14 protein-coding genes are annotated in these 13963 nt (G+C 72.4%); 9 read left to right on the forward strand and 5 right to left on the reverse strand.

All coding sequences use genetic code 11. From position 1 onward, the window contains the following. Positions 1-79 precede the first annotated feature (79 nt). The 3 genes from ACWG52_RS02885 to ACWG52_RS02895 are packed head-to-tail and all read left to right on the forward strand — an operon-like array spanning position 80 to position 3614. A complete protein-coding gene (locus ACWG52_RS02885) occupies positions 80-1756 on the forward strand; it encodes an FAD-dependent oxidoreductase (protein WP_389801921.1) in 1677 nt (558 codons plus the stop codon). Beyond that, positions 1753-3264: an ATP-binding protein gene (locus ACWG52_RS02890; RefSeq protein ID WP_453127697.1), complete on the forward strand. Its 1512-nt coding sequence runs from the start codon at positions 1753-1755 to the stop codon at positions 3262-3264. Before ACWG52_RS02885 ends, ACWG52_RS02890 begins: the two co-directional genes overlap by 4 nt. Then, positions 3261-3614, forward strand: a complete 354-nt coding sequence (locus ACWG52_RS02895; protein WP_266354262.1) for a UBP-type zinc finger domain-containing protein — start codon at positions 3261-3263, stop codon at positions 3612-3614. The genes ACWG52_RS02890 and ACWG52_RS02895 overlap by 4 nt, the downstream gene beginning before the upstream one ends. A gap of 17 nt (positions 3615-3631) precedes the next feature. Here ACWG52_RS02895 and ACWG52_RS02900 read toward each other — a convergent pair whose 3' ends face one another. The 5 genes from ACWG52_RS02900 to ACWG52_RS02920 form a co-directional block, all read right to left on the reverse strand. After that, the gene (locus tag ACWG52_RS02900; protein WP_389801915.1) at positions 3632-4372 is read right to left on the reverse strand and encodes a DJ-1/PfpI family protein; all 741 of its coding nucleotides are present in this window, start codon (positions 4370-4372) and stop codon (positions 3632-3634) included. A gap of 247 nt (positions 4373-4619) precedes the next feature. Continuing rightward, entirely contained in the window at positions 4620-5402 is a 783-nt protein-coding gene (locus ACWG52_RS02905) for a crotonase/enoyl-CoA hydratase family protein (RefSeq protein WP_389801912.1), read from the reverse strand. Positions 5403-5474: 72 nt separating this feature from the next. Next, the gene (locus ACWG52_RS02910; protein ID WP_453127700.1) at positions 5475-6191 is read right to left on the reverse strand and encodes a response regulator; all 717 of its coding nucleotides are present in this window, start codon (positions 6189-6191) and stop codon (positions 5475-5477) included. A 15-nt stretch (positions 6192-6206) separates the two neighbouring features. Next, positions 6207-7517, reverse strand: a complete 1311-nt coding sequence (locus ACWG52_RS02915; protein ID WP_389801907.1) for a sensor histidine kinase — start codon at positions 7515-7517, stop codon at positions 6207-6209. Positions 7518-7838: 321 nt separating this feature from the next. Then, entirely contained in the window at positions 7839-8627 is a 789-nt protein-coding gene (locus ACWG52_RS02920; RefSeq protein WP_389801904.1) for an SDR family NAD(P)-dependent oxidoreductase, read from the reverse strand. 100 nt (positions 8628-8727) lie between these two features. Here ACWG52_RS02920 and ACWG52_RS02925 point away from each other — a divergent pair, with 100 nt between their 5' ends. From ACWG52_RS02925 to ACWG52_RS02950, 6 genes are all read left to right on the forward strand, one after another. Then, complete coding sequence (locus tag ACWG52_RS02925; protein ID WP_389801901.1) at positions 8728-9339, forward strand: TetR/AcrR family transcriptional regulator; 612 nt, start codon at positions 8728-8730, stop codon at positions 9337-9339. 352 nt (positions 9340-9691) lie between these two features. Next, on the forward strand, positions 9692-11173 hold the full coding sequence (locus tag ACWG52_RS02930; RefSeq protein ID WP_390138475.1) for a sensor histidine kinase: 1482 nt from the start codon (positions 9692-9694) through the stop codon (positions 11171-11173). Positions 11174-11179: 6 nt separating this feature from the next. Then, positions 11180-11587, forward strand: coding sequence for a roadblock/LC7 domain-containing protein (locus ACWG52_RS02935; RefSeq protein WP_030713382.1), 408 nt, complete (start codon positions 11180-11182; stop codon positions 11585-11587). Then, positions 11584-11943: a DUF742 domain-containing protein gene (locus ACWG52_RS02940; RefSeq protein WP_033216212.1), complete on the forward strand. Its 360-nt coding sequence runs from the start codon at positions 11584-11586 to the stop codon at positions 11941-11943. Before ACWG52_RS02935 ends, ACWG52_RS02940 begins: the two co-directional genes overlap by 4 nt. Next, entirely contained in the window at positions 11924-12544 is a 621-nt protein-coding gene (locus ACWG52_RS02945) for a GTP-binding protein (RefSeq protein WP_453127705.1), read from the forward strand. Before ACWG52_RS02940 ends, ACWG52_RS02945 begins: the two co-directional genes overlap by 20 nt. Further along, positions 12541-13944 (forward strand): cytochrome P450, encoded by a 1404-nt coding sequence (locus ACWG52_RS02950; RefSeq protein ID WP_389801891.1) that lies wholly within the window; start codon positions 12541-12543, stop codon positions 13942-13944. The genes ACWG52_RS02945 and ACWG52_RS02950 overlap by 4 nt, the downstream gene beginning before the upstream one ends. Positions 13945-13963 lie beyond the last annotated feature (19 nt).

Genomic DNA, 13963 nt, shown 5'->3' on the forward strand with positions numbered 1-13963 from the left:
TCGCCCCTACGATGGGCGGGAACCGGCGCGGGCGGCTCGCCGGGCTGCCTGCCCAGAGCACTCGGGGTGGAGACGACGTATGGCACAGGCCGCCGACACGGCGCGGACCGTCATCCTGACCGTGGACGACGACCCGGGAGTCTCCCGGGCCATCGCCCGTGACCTGCGGCGCCGCTACGGCGCGGAGTACCGGATCGTGCGCGCCGAGTCCGGCGAGTCCGCGCTGGACGCGCTGCGCGAGCTGAAGCTGCGCGGCGATCTGGTGGCGGTGATCCTCGCCGACTACCGGATGCCGCAGATGAACGGCATCGCCTTCCTCGAACAGGCCCTGGCCGTGTACCCGGGCGCCCGGCGGGTGCTGCTGACCGCGTACGCCGACACCAACGCGGCGATCGACGCGATCAACGTCGTCGACCTCGACCACTACCTGCTCAAGCCCTGGGACCCGCCGGAGGAGAAGCTCTACCCGGTCGTCGACGATCTGCTCACGGCCTGGCGCACCAGCGACTACCGTCCGGTCCCCGCCACCAAGGTGGTGGGGCACCGCTGGTCGGCGCGTTCCTCGGACGTGCGGGAGTTCCTGGCCCGCAACCAGGTGCCGTACCGCTGGTACTCCTCCGACGAGCCGGAGGGGCGGCGGCTGCTGGAGGCGGCCGGGGCCGACGGCCGCCGGCTACCGCTGGTGATCACGCCCGAGGGCACCGCGCTGATCGAACCCGAGGCACCCGAGCTGGCCTCCCACGTGGGGCTCGCGACGACGCCGGCCGCCGACTTCTACGACCTCGTCGTCATCGGTGGCGGCCCGGCCGGGCTCGGCTCGGCGGTGTACGGGGCCTCCGAGGGGCTGCGTACCGTACTGGTCGAGCGGTCGGCGACCGGCGGACAGGCCGGCCAGAGCTCCCGCATCGAGAACTACCTCGGCTTCCCGGACGGCGTGTCCGGCGCCCAGCTCACGGAGCGGGCCCGCCGGCAGGCCGGCCGGTTCGGCGCCGAGATCCTCACGGCGCGCGAGGTCACCGGGCTGGAGGTGAACGGCGCCGCGCGCGTCGTCCGCTTCTCGGACGGCTCGGCGATCGCCGCCCACAGCGTCATCCTGGCGACCGGTGTGTCGTACCGGCAGCTCCGCGCGCCGGGCTGCGACCAACTGACCGGCTGCGGGGTGTACTACGGCTCCTCGCTGACCGAGGCGGCCTCCTGCCAGGGGCAGGACGTGTACATCGTGGGCGGCGCCAACTCGGCCGGGCAGGCGGCGATGTACCTGGCGCGGGGCGCCAAGTCGGTGACGCTGCTGGTGCGCGGGGAGTCCCTGACGGCATCGATGTCGTACTACCTGATCCAGCAGATCGAGGAGACGCCGAACATCACCGTCCGCACCAGGACGGTCGTCGAGGCGGCGCACGGCGAGGGGCACCTGGAGCAGCTGACGCTGCGGGACGTGGACGGCGGGGCGAGCGAACTCGTCGACGCGCAGTGGATGTTCGTGTTCATCGGCGCGGCCCCGCTGACCGACTGGCTGGACGGCACCGTGCTGCGCGACGAGCACGGTTTCATCCTGGCCGGTCCGGACCTGACGGCGGACGGGCGCCCGCCGGCCGAGTGGGGACTGGACCGGCCGCCCTACCACCTGGAGACCAATATTCCCGGCGTGTTCGTGGCGGGCGACGCACGCGCCCAGTCCGCGAAGCGCGTCGCGTCCGCCGTCGGAGAGGGAGCCATGGCCGTGATGCTCGTCCACCGGTACCTGGAGCAGTCATGAGCGGACAGGTCATGCCCTGCAGCCCGCAGGAGATCTCCTCGCTGTTCCTGTTCGAGAAGCTCACCCCCGAGCAGCTCGGGCGGCTGTGCGGCGAGGGGCGGGTGGAGCGGTTCGACGTCGGTCCGGTGTACACCGAGGGCGGCCCGGCCACCTGCTTCTACGTGATGATCGAGGGCACGGTCGTCCTGTCCCGCCGGGTCGGCGGCGACGACGTCGAGGTGAGCCGCACCTCGCAGCGCGGCGTGTACGCGGGAGCGATGCAGGCGTACCTGGGTGACCAGGTGCCGCAGACGTACACCAACTCGATGCGGGTGACCGAGCCGACACGGTTCTTCGTGCTGCCCGCGCAGTCGTTCGCGGACATCATGCGGGAATGGTTCCCGATGGCGGCACACCTGCTGGAGGGACTGTTCTTCGGCTCCAAGAACACCCAGCGTGCCATCGGGCAGCGTGAACGGCTGCTGGCACTGGGGTCGTTGTCCGCCGGGCTCACCCACGAGCTCAACAACCCGGCGGCGGCGGCCGTCCGGGCCACGGCGACCTTGCGGGAGCGGGTCGGCAAGATGCGGCACAAGCTGGCCCACATCTCCCAGGGCCAGTACTCGCGCGAGACGATCGCCGACCTCATCGAGATCCAGGAGCGGACCGTCGAGCGCGTCGCGAAGGCGACCGCGCTCAGTCCGCTGGAGGCCTCGGACCGGGAGGACGAACTCGCCGACTGGCTCGACGACCACGACATCGCGGAGGGCTGGCGGCTCGCGCCGACCTTCGTCCAGGCCGGCCTGGACACGGACTGGCTGGAGCAGGTCGCGGCGACCGTGACCGAGGAGATCCTGCCGTCGGCGATCGGCTGGCTCAACTACACGGTCGAGACCGAGCTGTTGATGGACGAGATCGACGACTCCACCACACGGATCTCCCACCTCGTGGACGCGGCCAAGCAGTACTCGCAGCTCGACCGCGCCCCGTACCGGGTCGTCGACGTCCACGAACTCCTCGACAGCACGCTGTTGATGCTGTCCGGCAAGATCGGCTCCCGGGTGCGGGTGGTCAAGCAGTACGACCGCTCCGTACCGGACGTGCCCGCCTACCCGGCGGAGCTCAACCAGGTGTGGACCAACCTCATCGACAACGCCGTGTTCGCCATCGGGAGCACCGGCGGCGAGGGCACGTTGACGGTCCGGACGGGGCGCGAGGGCGACCGCCTGCTGGTGGAGTTCCGGGACACCGGGCCCGGTGTCCCGGCGGACATCCGCAGCCGCATCTTCGACCCCTTCTTCACCACCAAACCGGTCGGCGAGGGCACCGGGCTCGGCCTCGACATCTCCTGGCGGATCGTCGTCAACAAGCACCACGGCAGCCTCCAGGTCGAGTCCGCCCCCGGTGACACCCGGTTCCAGGTGCTGCTGCCGCTGACCGCGCCGACCCCCGAGGCCGAAACCGGAACCGAGACGGAACCCGCGACCGCGACCGGGAGCACGACCGAGACCGCTGAGGAGCCCGCATGAGCGACATCGAGGGAATCGACCCGACCGCCGCGCCCACCGGCACCGGCTGCGTCGAGTGCGACGAGTTGGGCGGCTGGTGGTTCCACCTGCGGCGTTGCGCCCAATGCGGACACATCGGCTGCTGCGACTCCTCGCCGGCCCAGCACGCCACGGCCCACTGGAAATCCACCGGTCACCCCCTGGTGCAGAGCTTCGAGCCGGGCGAGGAGTGGTTCTGGAACTACGACACGGACGCCCTGTACGACTCCGGCCCCGAACTGACCGCTCCGCGCGACCACCCGGCGGACCAGCCGGCACCCGGCCCGACCGGCCGGGTGCCCGAGGACTGGACCCGGCGCCTGCATCGCTGACCTGTGCGCACCGCCGTCTACCGCCGTCCGGCGTCGGGCGGCGTCCACACCGTGCCGCGGGCCTCGTACTCGAGCATGACCTCCACGCCCGTGGCGGCCTCGGCGCCGAGTTCGCGGCGTACCAGCCACAGGGCGAGGTCCAGCCCGGAGGTGATGCCTCCGGCGGTGACCAGGTCGCCGTCGTCCACCACGCGGCCGTTCTTGAGGAGGCCGCCCTGCTTCTCGAGGTCGGGCCGCGCCTTGTGGTGGGTGGTGCAGGGCCGGTTCGTGGTCAGCCCGGCGGCCGCCAACAGCATGGCGCCGGTACAGACGGCGCTGATGGTGAGGCCGGTACGTGGCGCCGCGGCCAGTTCCCTCGGGAGGACGCCGCTGCGGATCTCGGCCCATACGCCGGGGCTGTCGCGGCGCGCGTATCCGCCGCCGGGCACGAGGAGGATGTCCGCGGCGCGCGGATCCCAACCGTGCTCGACGCTCACGCGGGTGCCGTAGGCGGCCCGTACGACCCCCGGCCCGGAGGTGGAGACGTACCGCACGTCCACCTCCCGGTTCGTGAAGAACCGGGCCGCGCAGAAGACCTCGTAGGGCGCGGCGAAGTCGAGCTCCTCCACCCCGTCGTACAGGACCACGTGCACGCGTAACGGCCCGGTCGGCTTCCCGGCGGGGCGCGGTTGCGCCGCCGCGGCCACCCCGGCGGCGCCCCCCAACGCGGCCGCGGCCCCGACGGCGACCTGGGCCCGGAGCACGTTCCTGCGGTTCATCCGATGGTTCCTTCCGATCGCTGCAGCCGGCCTCGGCGACCGGCCCGTCGCTCTACGACAGGAGTCGAGAGGGCCGTCGGTCGGGTTCCCGCGCCGTGTTGTGGCGGGCACCACAGCAGGCGGTGCTCCCGCGTCCGAACGCGGACGACCTGGCCGCCGCCCGCGCGTTCGCCGAGTGCCGGCGGCGCGGTCGACGGCCGGGTCCGGGGGCGCGGCGACCGGGCACGCCGCGCCCCGAACCGAACCGCTACGTTCCGAAGGCGCCGTGCCGGCCCGCCCCTGCGGCGAACCGGCCCGCTCCGGCCCGCGTCTCCCCCGCGGTCAGGGGCACCAGGCCGTGCCGGTACTCCCCCGCCAGCGCGTCCTCCTCGGACCGTCCGTGCTGTTCCCGTACGGACAACCGGTCGTGGCGCAGGCAGAGCTGGGGGAATCCGGCGATCTCGCGGGCCAGTTCCTCGGCCGCCGTCCTCGATCGGCCCGTGGGGACCACGCGGTTGGCCAGCCCGATCCCGTGCGCCTCGGTCGCCGACACCGGACGGCCCGTCAGGATCAGGTCCATGGCCCGACTCTCGCCGATCAGGCGGGGCAGTCGCACGGTACCGCCGTCGATCAGGGGGACGCCCCAGCGGCGGCAGAACACGCCGAACACCGCGTCCTCCTCCGCCACCCGCAGGTCGCACCAGAGCGCGAGCTCCAGGCCCCCCGCCACCGCGTGCCCCGCGACGGCGGCGATCACCGGCTTGCTCAACCGCATCCGGGTCGGCCCCATGGGTCCGTCGCCGGAGGCGAGCACCTGGTTGCCGCGTTCGGTGCCGATGGCCTTGAGGTCGGCGCCCGCGCAGAACGTGCCGCCCTCGCCCCAGAGCACGGCGACGGCCGCCTCCTCGTCCGACTCGAACGCCCGGAACGCATCGGCCAGTCGTGCCGCCGTCGGCCCGTCGACGGCGTTGCGTACCTCCGGCCTGCTCAGGATCACCGTGTACACGGGGCCGTCCCGCTCCACACGTACCGAGGCCTGTTCGTCCGCCATGCCCGTTCCCTTCCCGCTCGCCGGTCACCATTGTGGAGTGGGGGCCGCCCTGCGTGGGACTCCCCCGGCCGATCAGCCCGGCGGGCCCGCGTCGGGCGGGGAGGACGGGAGGCTCGTCGGGCCTCCGGGGGTCACGAGCGCCGTCTCGTAGGCGAAGACGACGACCTGGGCGCGGCTGGAGAGCCCGAGCTTGGCCATCGCCCGGTTGAGTTGGGTCTTCACGGTGGCTTCGCTGATGAACAGCCGCCGGGCGACCTCGACGTTGGTCGCGCCCGTGGCCACGAGCCGCAGGACATCGCGTTCCCGGCCGGTCACGGTGTGCCAGTCCGGGGCGATCGCCTCGGGTGCTGTCGGCCCCGGATGGTAGGCCTCGATCAGGCGTCTGGTGACGGTCGGCGCGAAGAGCATGTCGCCCGAGGCGACGGTGTGGATGGCGGCGACCAGGCGCTCGGGAGGCGTTTCCTTGAGCAGGAACCCGCAGGCGCCCGCACGCAGGGCGTTGTAGACGTACGCGTCGAGGTCGAAGGTGGTCAGCACGAGGATCTTCGGCGGTGCGTCACAGGTGTCGCCGGCTCGGCGGAGGATGCGTTCCGTCGCGGTGATGCCGTCGGTACCCGGCATCCGGAGGTCCATGAGGACGACATCGGGTGCGGTGGCCTCGGCGAGTCGGACGGCTTCCTCCCCGTCACGGGCCTCGCCGACCACGGACAGCCCCGGGGCCGCGGTCAGGAGGGACACCAGTCCGGCACGGATGAGCAGTTGATCGTCGACCACCAGTACCGTGGGCATCGGGGAATGCGATCCTCATCGGATAGGGACGTCCCCGGTGCCCGGGGACGGGAGGCCACCCGGCCGGTCACTGGTGGTGGGCGCCGGAAGGGTGAGCCGTACCTCGAATCCGCCGAGGGCGCGGGGGCCGGCGGTGACCGACCCGCCGTAGATCTTCGCGCGCTCTCTCATACCGATCAAGCCGTGACCAGGCGTCATCTCCTTGTTTGGCCGGAAGTCGTCACCCGCCTCGTTCGTCACGGACACCACGAGGGTGCGCCGTGCGGAGCTGATGCTCACGGCCGCCGTGGTCGGTCCCACGTGCTTGAGGACGTTCGTCAGCGCCTCCTGGACCACTCGGTAGACGCACAGGGCCATGCCCTGCGGAAGCCGGGGCGGGGAGCCCGCGACATCCAGGGTGACGTCGACGCCCGCGCCGCGCACGCGCTCCAACAGTGGCTCCAGAAGGTCGAGTCCGGGGGCCGGGGCGTAGCCGGCGCCGTCCTCCAGCGCGTCCGGGCCGTCCGGGGCGGATCCTCGCTCGCGCCGCCCGTGGCGCTGCCCGTCCTGCTGTCCTTCCTGGCCGACCCGCAGGAGCACGAGCAGCCGGCGCATCTCCTCCAGCGCCTCCCGGCTGGTGTCGGCGATGGTGTCCAGGGCTCGGCGGCTCGCCGCCGGGTCCGTGGGGAACACGTACGAGGCCATGCCCGCCTGGAGGGAGATCACCGACATGTGGTGGGCGACGACGTCGTGCAGTTCCCGCGCGATGCGCACCCGCTCCTCGGTGAGCGCCTGAAGTGCCTTCTCCTCCTGTTGTCGGCGCAGGCGGAGGGTCAGTTCGGCGAACTGCCTGTTCCGTTCGGCGAGCGCTCCCGAGCCGCGCCCGACCACGAACACGGCGGCCGGGAACAGGACCGCCTGGGCCAGGACGGTCGGCATGGAGCTGTGCTCGATGTTGCCGATGCCGGCGTACACCCACACTCCCCCCACGACGGCCGCGCAGACGAGCGCGGTGGGGCGACGCCGGGTCGCCGCCACCGTGTACAGGCCCAGGAGCGCGGGCATCGAGTTGACCACCGGCCAGTACCCGCAGGCGATGAACAGGATCCACAGCGCGCCGGCGGCGGCGAACACCGCGACGGGCGCGAGGCGGCGGGCCACCATGACCAGACCGACCAGAGCGGTCAGGACCGCCCCCAGCACGTCCACCGGCCGCCATCCGGCCGGTGGCTGTTCCTGCCCCAGCAGCAGCCCGGCGCCGACGTACCCGAGGGCGAGCGACACGTCGGTGACCAGCGGGCGGTACCTTCCGTCGAGCCTGTCGAGAAGTCCCGATCCAGCGTGCATCGGCGCAGCCTACGGGCCATCAGGCGGCGGGGCCATGGGCCTGCGGCGGGACCGGCCCCTACCGCGCCCGCGGGATCCCCACTACCGCCGTGGTTGCAGGTCGGCCGCCCGCCACCCGCCCGGGGTGGAGAGCCGGATCGATCCGACGCGTGCCGCACCACGGAGTCGGTGAACCGCCGCTCCGTCCGACGGGCCTGTCCGTGGGTGCCCGAAGGGCGGGTCGTCACCCCTGTGACGGCCCGCCCTTCGGTGCCTGGGGAGAGGCGTCCGGGCGTTCCGGTGGCGCGCCTCGATCGGGTTCCGCGATCCGGTTCCGCCCGCTCACGCCTTGAGTGCGCGCCCTGCCACGGCGAGGGCGAGGCGGCGGGGGACCAGGGCGGACGCCGTGGCGTTGATCCGGTTGGCGAGGCCGACCACGATGCTGGCCGGGGTCCTGCCGCGCTCCAGTGCCCGGCGCGTCGCGGTGACGACCTGCTCCGGCGTGGCCATCCGGCCCACGGCGGCGTCCCGGCTGCCGACGACGTCGAAGAACTCGGTGCGGACCGGCCCCGGCGAGACGGCGAGCACCCGCAGGGAGGAGGCGCGGGTCTCGTAGGCGACGGCTTCGGTGAAGTTCAGGACGAAGGCCTTCGTGGCGCCGTAGACCGCCATCGCCGGGGTCGGCTGGTAGGCGGCCGCGCTGGCCACGGTGACGAGGGCACCCCGGCCGTCGGCCGTCAGGGCGGGCAGGAACTCCCGGGTCAGCTCCGTCACCGCGAGCACGTTGAGCCGGATCATCTCGCTGACCCGGGTGGGGTCCTCGTCGGCGAAGGGGCCGTGGGTGCCGAAGCCCGCGTTGTTGATCAGGGTGTGGACCGGTACGCCGAGTGCGTCGAGGTCCGCGCGCAGCGCCGCCGCGGCACCGGGCCGGGCCAGGTCCGCGGCGATCGGGCGGGCCGTGACCCCGTAGCTGCGTTCCAGGTCCGCCGCCAGTTCCTGGAGCCGGTCGACGCGCCGGGCGACGAGGACGACGTCCGCTCCGCGCTGCGCCCACTGCCGGGCGAACTCGACACCGAGGCCTGCACTCGCCCCGGTGATCAGGGCTGTGGTTCCGCGGTATGTCATAGACATGGGTCGGCGCTCCGTTCCGGGACTCCGGTTGATGGTCGATACTCGAATGTAGGCAGAGCAAACATTGTTGTCAATGACAACATCGGAGGAGGAGATCGCCTTGGCAGACGCCGATGCGCCCTATCACCACGGCAATCTCAGGGAGGCCCTGCTGGCCCGCGCGGAGGTCGTGCTCGCGACCTCGGGGGCGGACAGCCTCTCCCTCCGCGCCCTCGCGCGGGACCTCGGCGTCAGCCACGCGGCGCCGGGCCGCCACTTCCGCGACCGCCAGGCGCTGCTGGACGCCCTCGCCGTGGGCGGCTTCACCCGACTCAACGCACGCCTGCGGGCCGCCGTGGGCACCTCGGGACCCGTCACCACCCGGCTCGCCGGCATGGGCCGCGCGTACATCGACTTCGCCGTCGCGCACGCCCCGCTGCTGAGCCTGATGTTCACGGCCAAGCACGCCGACCGGTCCAGCGCCGAACTGCGCGAACTCGGCCACCAGAGCCTGGAGATCGCCGCCGAACTGATCGCCCTCGCCCAACGGGAGGGTGTCGTACGGGCGGGCGACCCGGCCCGGCTCGCCCAGGTCGCCTTCTCCGTGGTGCACGGCCTCGCGTCCCTGGCGGTCGGCTCCCTCCTGGAGGACACGCCGCTGGAAGAGGCGACCGAGCTCGCCCTCGACGTCCTCCTCACCGGCCTCGGCGCAGACCGACGAGACGCCCCGTAGCGCATATCCGTCCACGGCGCCACCGGGGGGCGAAGGGGCGCGGCCGGAACCGATCGGAACGTGCCCGGGCATTCCGGCCCGGAAATCGGGGCCGGCAGGCGGCCGACCTCGTGTTTCGTCGACCCGGAGCGCGCGCGGTCCCCTTTTCTCACCGAAATCCGACGTCATCGATGGCGCATAACGGTTCCTCCGGTCCGATGAACTCCAACGAAAGCTCGCATGAGGGAAGTTGGGCGTAGTTATGCTCCCGCCCACCGGTCAGAAGGCCCCCCTTTTCGATAGTTCGAGGACGCCGATGGAGCAAAGAGGTACTCCCCCCGAAAGTCCCCACCTGGAGGGAAGAGCAAGCCGGATGCTGCCCGCGATCGCGGTCGTGACCGTCGCCTGCCTGGCAGGGGCGCTCGTCTCCTCCTCGGCACCGCTCGGCACCGCCCTGATCGCCGTCGGCGCCGTGTGCACCGCAGCGGTCTTCGTCGAGGCGAGACGGCGCGGCCGCGCCCTCGCCGCCGGGCGCGCGCAGGTCGCGGCACTCCAGCACGCCCTGGCCCGGCAGGAGGTCGAGGCGGCCCGGCTGTCCGAGTCCGTGCTGCCCGAGGCCATCGAGCGCCTGCGCAAGGGCGAGCTGGCCGAGGAGGTGCTGACCGCCCTGGGCGGACGCGGCGGCCGCGGCAACCGCTGGGGCGACGACGAGGCCCTGACTCCACGCTTCAGGGCCGCCCTCCAGGCGGTGCTGGCCCACGTCATCGACGCGGTCGACAACGAGGAGAGCCTTCGCGACTCGGCACAGCGTGCCTTCGTGAACGTCGCCCGGCGCGTGCAGGCCATCGTCCACCAACAGGCCCACGAGATGCGCGAGATGGAGGACCGGCACGGCAGCAACCCGGACGTGTTCGGCGACCTCCTGCGACTCGACCACGGCACCGCCCTGATCGGCCGGCTCGCCGATTCCATCTCGGTCCTCGGTGGCGCGCGCCCCGGCCGGCAATGGAGCAGGGCCGTCACCCTGTACAGCGTGATGCGCGGCGCGATGTCGAGGATCATCGACTACCAGCGCGTCGAGCTCCACTCCGTCTCCGAGGTCGCCGTCGTCGGTCCGATCGTGGAACCGCTGATCCACACGCTCGCGGAACTGCTGGACAACGCCACCCGGTACTCGCCGCCGCACACCCGGGTCCACCTGACGGCCGTCGAGGTGCAGTCGGGCATCGCCGTGGAGATCGAGGACGGCGGCCTGAGCATGAGCGAGGAGGCCCGCAGCCGGGCGGAGAAGATGCTCGCGCAGGCACAGTCCGGGATCGACCTCAACGACCTGGGCGAGACGCCGCGGCTGGGGCTGGCGGTGGTCGGCCGGCTGGCGCAGGCGTACGGGTTCCAGGTGTCCCTGCGCTCGTCCGCGTACGGCGGTGTCCGTGCCGTGGTGATCGTGCCGCAGCACCTGATCACCACGGCCTCCTCCGCGACCGGTCTCGCCCACGGCATCGGCTCCTCCTCGGGGCCCAGGGCCGTGGCCGCCACCCCGCGCGAGCACCCCTTCGACCGCACGTCGGCGGGCGTGGGCGTGCCCCGGCCGGCCCCGGCGCCGGCTCCCGGGCCGGCGCCCGTCGGCACCGGGCAGCCGGAGATCGCCGCGCGTACGGCGACCGGCCTGCCGCAGCGACGTAGGAAGGACCGGGTGGCCACGTCCGAGGTCCGCCCGGCCCCGGAGCCCAGGTCGGCCGACGACGGCGGCCCCGGAATGTGGCTGGAGGCGTTCCACAGCGGACTGTCCGGCACGCCCGGCCACGATGCACCGGGTACCGAAGGCACGTCGGGTTCAGCGACCAAGGGGGCGTAAACAGTGATGACCCAGCGAATCAGCAGCATGGACTGGATGCTCAAGGACCTGGCGGCCGGCGTGCCGCAGACGCGGCACGTGATCGTACTGTCGGCGGACGGGCTGTGCGTGGCGCAGTACGGGGCGGAGACCGACACGGCCGACCGCCTGGCGGCGGCCTGCGCGGGCCTGCAGAGTCTGGCCGGAGCGGTCGCCGCGGAACTGCCCCGCTCGGAGGGCCGGATGCGTCTGGTCGTGATCGAGATGGACGGCGGGTTCTTCTACCTGATGGCCGCCGGTGACGGCTCCTACCTCGCGGTCCTCGCCGACGAGGGTGTGGACGCGGGCCTGATGGGCGCGCAGATGCGCAACCTGGTGACCCGAATGGGGGACCACCTGAGCAGCCCGCCCCGACATGACGGGCAGCCCGCGTGAATGAGCCACCCACAAGCTGGGAGGACAGCAGCCCCGAACGGCTCTACGTCATCACCGGCGGACGCAGCGGACCCTCCACCGCCGTCCATCTGGACCTCGTGACCTTAGTCGTGGCCAAAGGGTCCGCCCGGCCCGAGATGCAGCCCGAGCAGGCGGCCATCCTGCGGATGTGCCGGTCACCGCTGTCGGTGGCCGAGATCGCCGCGTACGCGGGCCTGCCCGTGAGCGTCGTCACCGTGCTCGTCGGGGACCTGATGGCCGCTCAGCGCGTGTACGTCCGCCCGCCCGTTCCCGCCGCGCAGCTACCCGACCTTGCTCTGATCGAGGCAGTGATCGATGGACTTCAGAAGCTCTGAGCCGTCCGCCGGGCCGAGCCCGGCGGACATACTCCCGCAGACGGCCGCGGCTGCCGTGAAGATCGTCATCGTCGGCGGATTCGGCGTGGGCAAGACGACGATGGTCGGTGCGGTCAGTGAGATCAAGCCGCTGACGACCGAGGAGACGATGACCAGGGCCGGTGTCGGCGTCGACGACACCTGGGGCGTGGACCGCAAGATCACCACCACCGTCGCCATGGACTTCGGCCGCATCAGCATCAACGACGAACTCGTCCTCTATCTGTTCGGCACACCTGGCCAGGAGCGCTTCTGGTTCCTGTGGCGCGGGCTCTTCGAGGGCGCGCTCGGAGCGGTCGTCCTCCTCGACACCCGCCGTCTGGAGATCAGCTTCGATGTCATCGGACGGCTGGAGGAACGGGGCGTCCCCTTCGTCGTGGCCGTCAACTCCTTCCCCGGCGCACCCGAGCATCCGCTGGAGGAACTGCGCCAGGCCCTCGATCTGCCCCCCGCCGTCCCGATCCTCGTCTGCGACGCCAGACGGCGGGACTCGTCCCGCGATGTCCTGCTGACCCTCATGCGCTACCTGCACTCCCAGGCAGCCACCCAGGAGGCAATGTGAGCACCACCCCCACCCCACCGCCCGAGTGCCCCGCCCACGCGGCGGCGACCGCGGGCGGTCTCCACCGGCTCCACGGAGCGGAGGCCCAGGCCGATCCCCTCGCGCTGTACGAGAAGCTGCGGGCCGAGCACGGGCCGGTGGCCCCCGTACTGGTGAGCGGTGACCTCCCGGCCTGGCTGGTCCTCGGCCACCGGGAGAACCTGGACGTGGCGCGCACGTCCTCGCGCTTCGCCCGCGACCCGCGGGGCTGGCGCGACATGCGCGAGGGCAGGGTGCCGGCGGACACCCCGCTCGGCCCGATGGTCTCCTGGGTGCCGGTGTGCAACTTCACCGACGGTCCCGTGCACGAGCGGCTGCGCGCCGCCGTGGTGGAGTCCCTGGAGCGCTTCGACAAGCGCGGCATCCGCCGCTACGTGACGCGCTTCGCCAACCAGCTCGTCGACCAGATCGCCGGCGAGGGGTACGCAGACCTGGTGCCGGCCTTCTCCGACCAGCTCCCCATGCTGGTGATGACCCAGCTCGTCGGGGCGCCCGACGAGCACGGCCCCCTCCTGGTCAACGCGGCGCGCGACATGCTCCAGGGGACCGAGACGGCCCTGCAGAGCGACCGTTACGTCACCGCCACGCTGGAAGCGCTGGTCGTGGAGCGCAAGGCCAGGCCCGTGCGCGACCTGGCCTCCTGGCTGATCGAGCACCCCGCGAACCTGAGCGACACCGAGGTGCTGATGCACCTGCGCGTCGTGCTGATCGCGGCCTACGAGACCACCGCCAACCTGATCGCCAACACGCTGCGGACCGTGCTGACCGACCCGCGTTTCCGGGCCAGCCTCTCCGGAGGCCATATGACGCTGCCCGACGCCCTGGAGCAGGTCCTGTGGGACGACCCGCCGATCAACACGATCATCGGGCGCTGGGCCACCGGTGACACCCTGCTCGGCGGCCAGCAGGTGAAGGCCGGCGACATGATCCTGCTCGGGTTGGCCGCGGGCAACGCCGATCCGCAGATCCGCCCGGACCCCGAGGCCTCCGTCCGCGGCAACCGTTCCCACCTGGCGTTCAGCAGCGGCCCGCACGAGTGCCCGGGCCAGGACATCGGCCGCGCCATCGCGGACACCGGCATCGAGGTCCTGCTGGACCGGCTGCCCGACCTCCAACTGGCGGTCGACGCGAGCGAACTGCAGTGGCGCGGCACCCTCATGTCGCGCCATCTGCTGTCCCTGCCCGTACGGTTCGCCCCGCGCTCCGCACCGAACGCGGAGCCCCAGGTCGAGCAGCCGGCCGGCCACCCCGAGCACCCCGAGCACGTGTTCGTCCCGCCGCAGCCGACGGCGGCGCCCGTGGTCCCCGGTCGCCGGCGTCGCGCGGTGAGCTGGTGGCGTCGGCTGCTCGGCATCGGCTGACAGCTCCGCGCACCGAGGC

This window comes from Streptomyces sp. CLCI03, assembly GCF_053615355.1.

What these genes read in the sequence shown, in the direction of transcription:
- ACWG52_RS02905 (WP_389801912.1), bottom strand. Translation starts at nt 5,402, where the DNA reads ATGGCGGACGAACAGGCCTCGGTACGTGTGGAGCGGGACGGCCCCGTG.
- ACWG52_RS02945 (WP_453127705.1), top strand. Translation starts at nt 11,924, where the DNA reads ATGGACTTCAGAAGCTCTGAGCCGTCCGCCGGGCCGAGCCCGGCGGAC.
- ACWG52_RS02910 (WP_453127700.1), bottom strand. Translation starts at nt 6,191, where the DNA reads ATGCCCACGGTACTGGTGGTCGACGATCAACTGCTCATCCGTGCCGGA.
- ACWG52_RS02890 (WP_453127697.1), top strand. Translation starts at nt 1,753, where the DNA reads ATGAGCGGACAGGTCATGCCCTGCAGCCCGCAGGAGATCTCCTCGCTG.
- ACWG52_RS02915 (WP_389801907.1), bottom strand. Translation starts at nt 7,517, where the DNA reads ATGCACGCTGGATCGGGACTTCTCGACAGGCTCGACGGAAGGTACCGC.
- ACWG52_RS02885 (WP_389801921.1), top strand. Translation starts at nt 80, where the DNA reads ATGGCACAGGCCGCCGACACGGCGCGGACCGTCATCCTGACCGTGGAC.
- ACWG52_RS02895 (WP_266354262.1), top strand. Translation starts at nt 3,261, where the DNA reads ATGAGCGACATCGAGGGAATCGACCCGACCGCCGCGCCCACCGGCACC.
- ACWG52_RS02930 (WP_390138475.1), top strand. Translation starts at nt 9,692, where the DNA reads ATGCTGCCCGCGATCGCGGTCGTGACCGTCGCCTGCCTGGCAGGGGCG.
- ACWG52_RS02920 (WP_389801904.1), bottom strand. Translation starts at nt 8,627, where the DNA reads ATGTCTATGACATACCGCGGAACCACAGCCCTGATCACCGGGGCGAGT.
- ACWG52_RS02900 (WP_389801915.1), bottom strand. Translation starts at nt 4,372, where the DNA reads ATGAACCGCAGGAACGTGCTCCGGGCCCAGGTCGCCGTCGGGGCCGCG.
- ACWG52_RS02935 (WP_030713382.1), top strand. Translation starts at nt 11,180, where the DNA reads ATGACCCAGCGAATCAGCAGCATGGACTGGATGCTCAAGGACCTGGCG.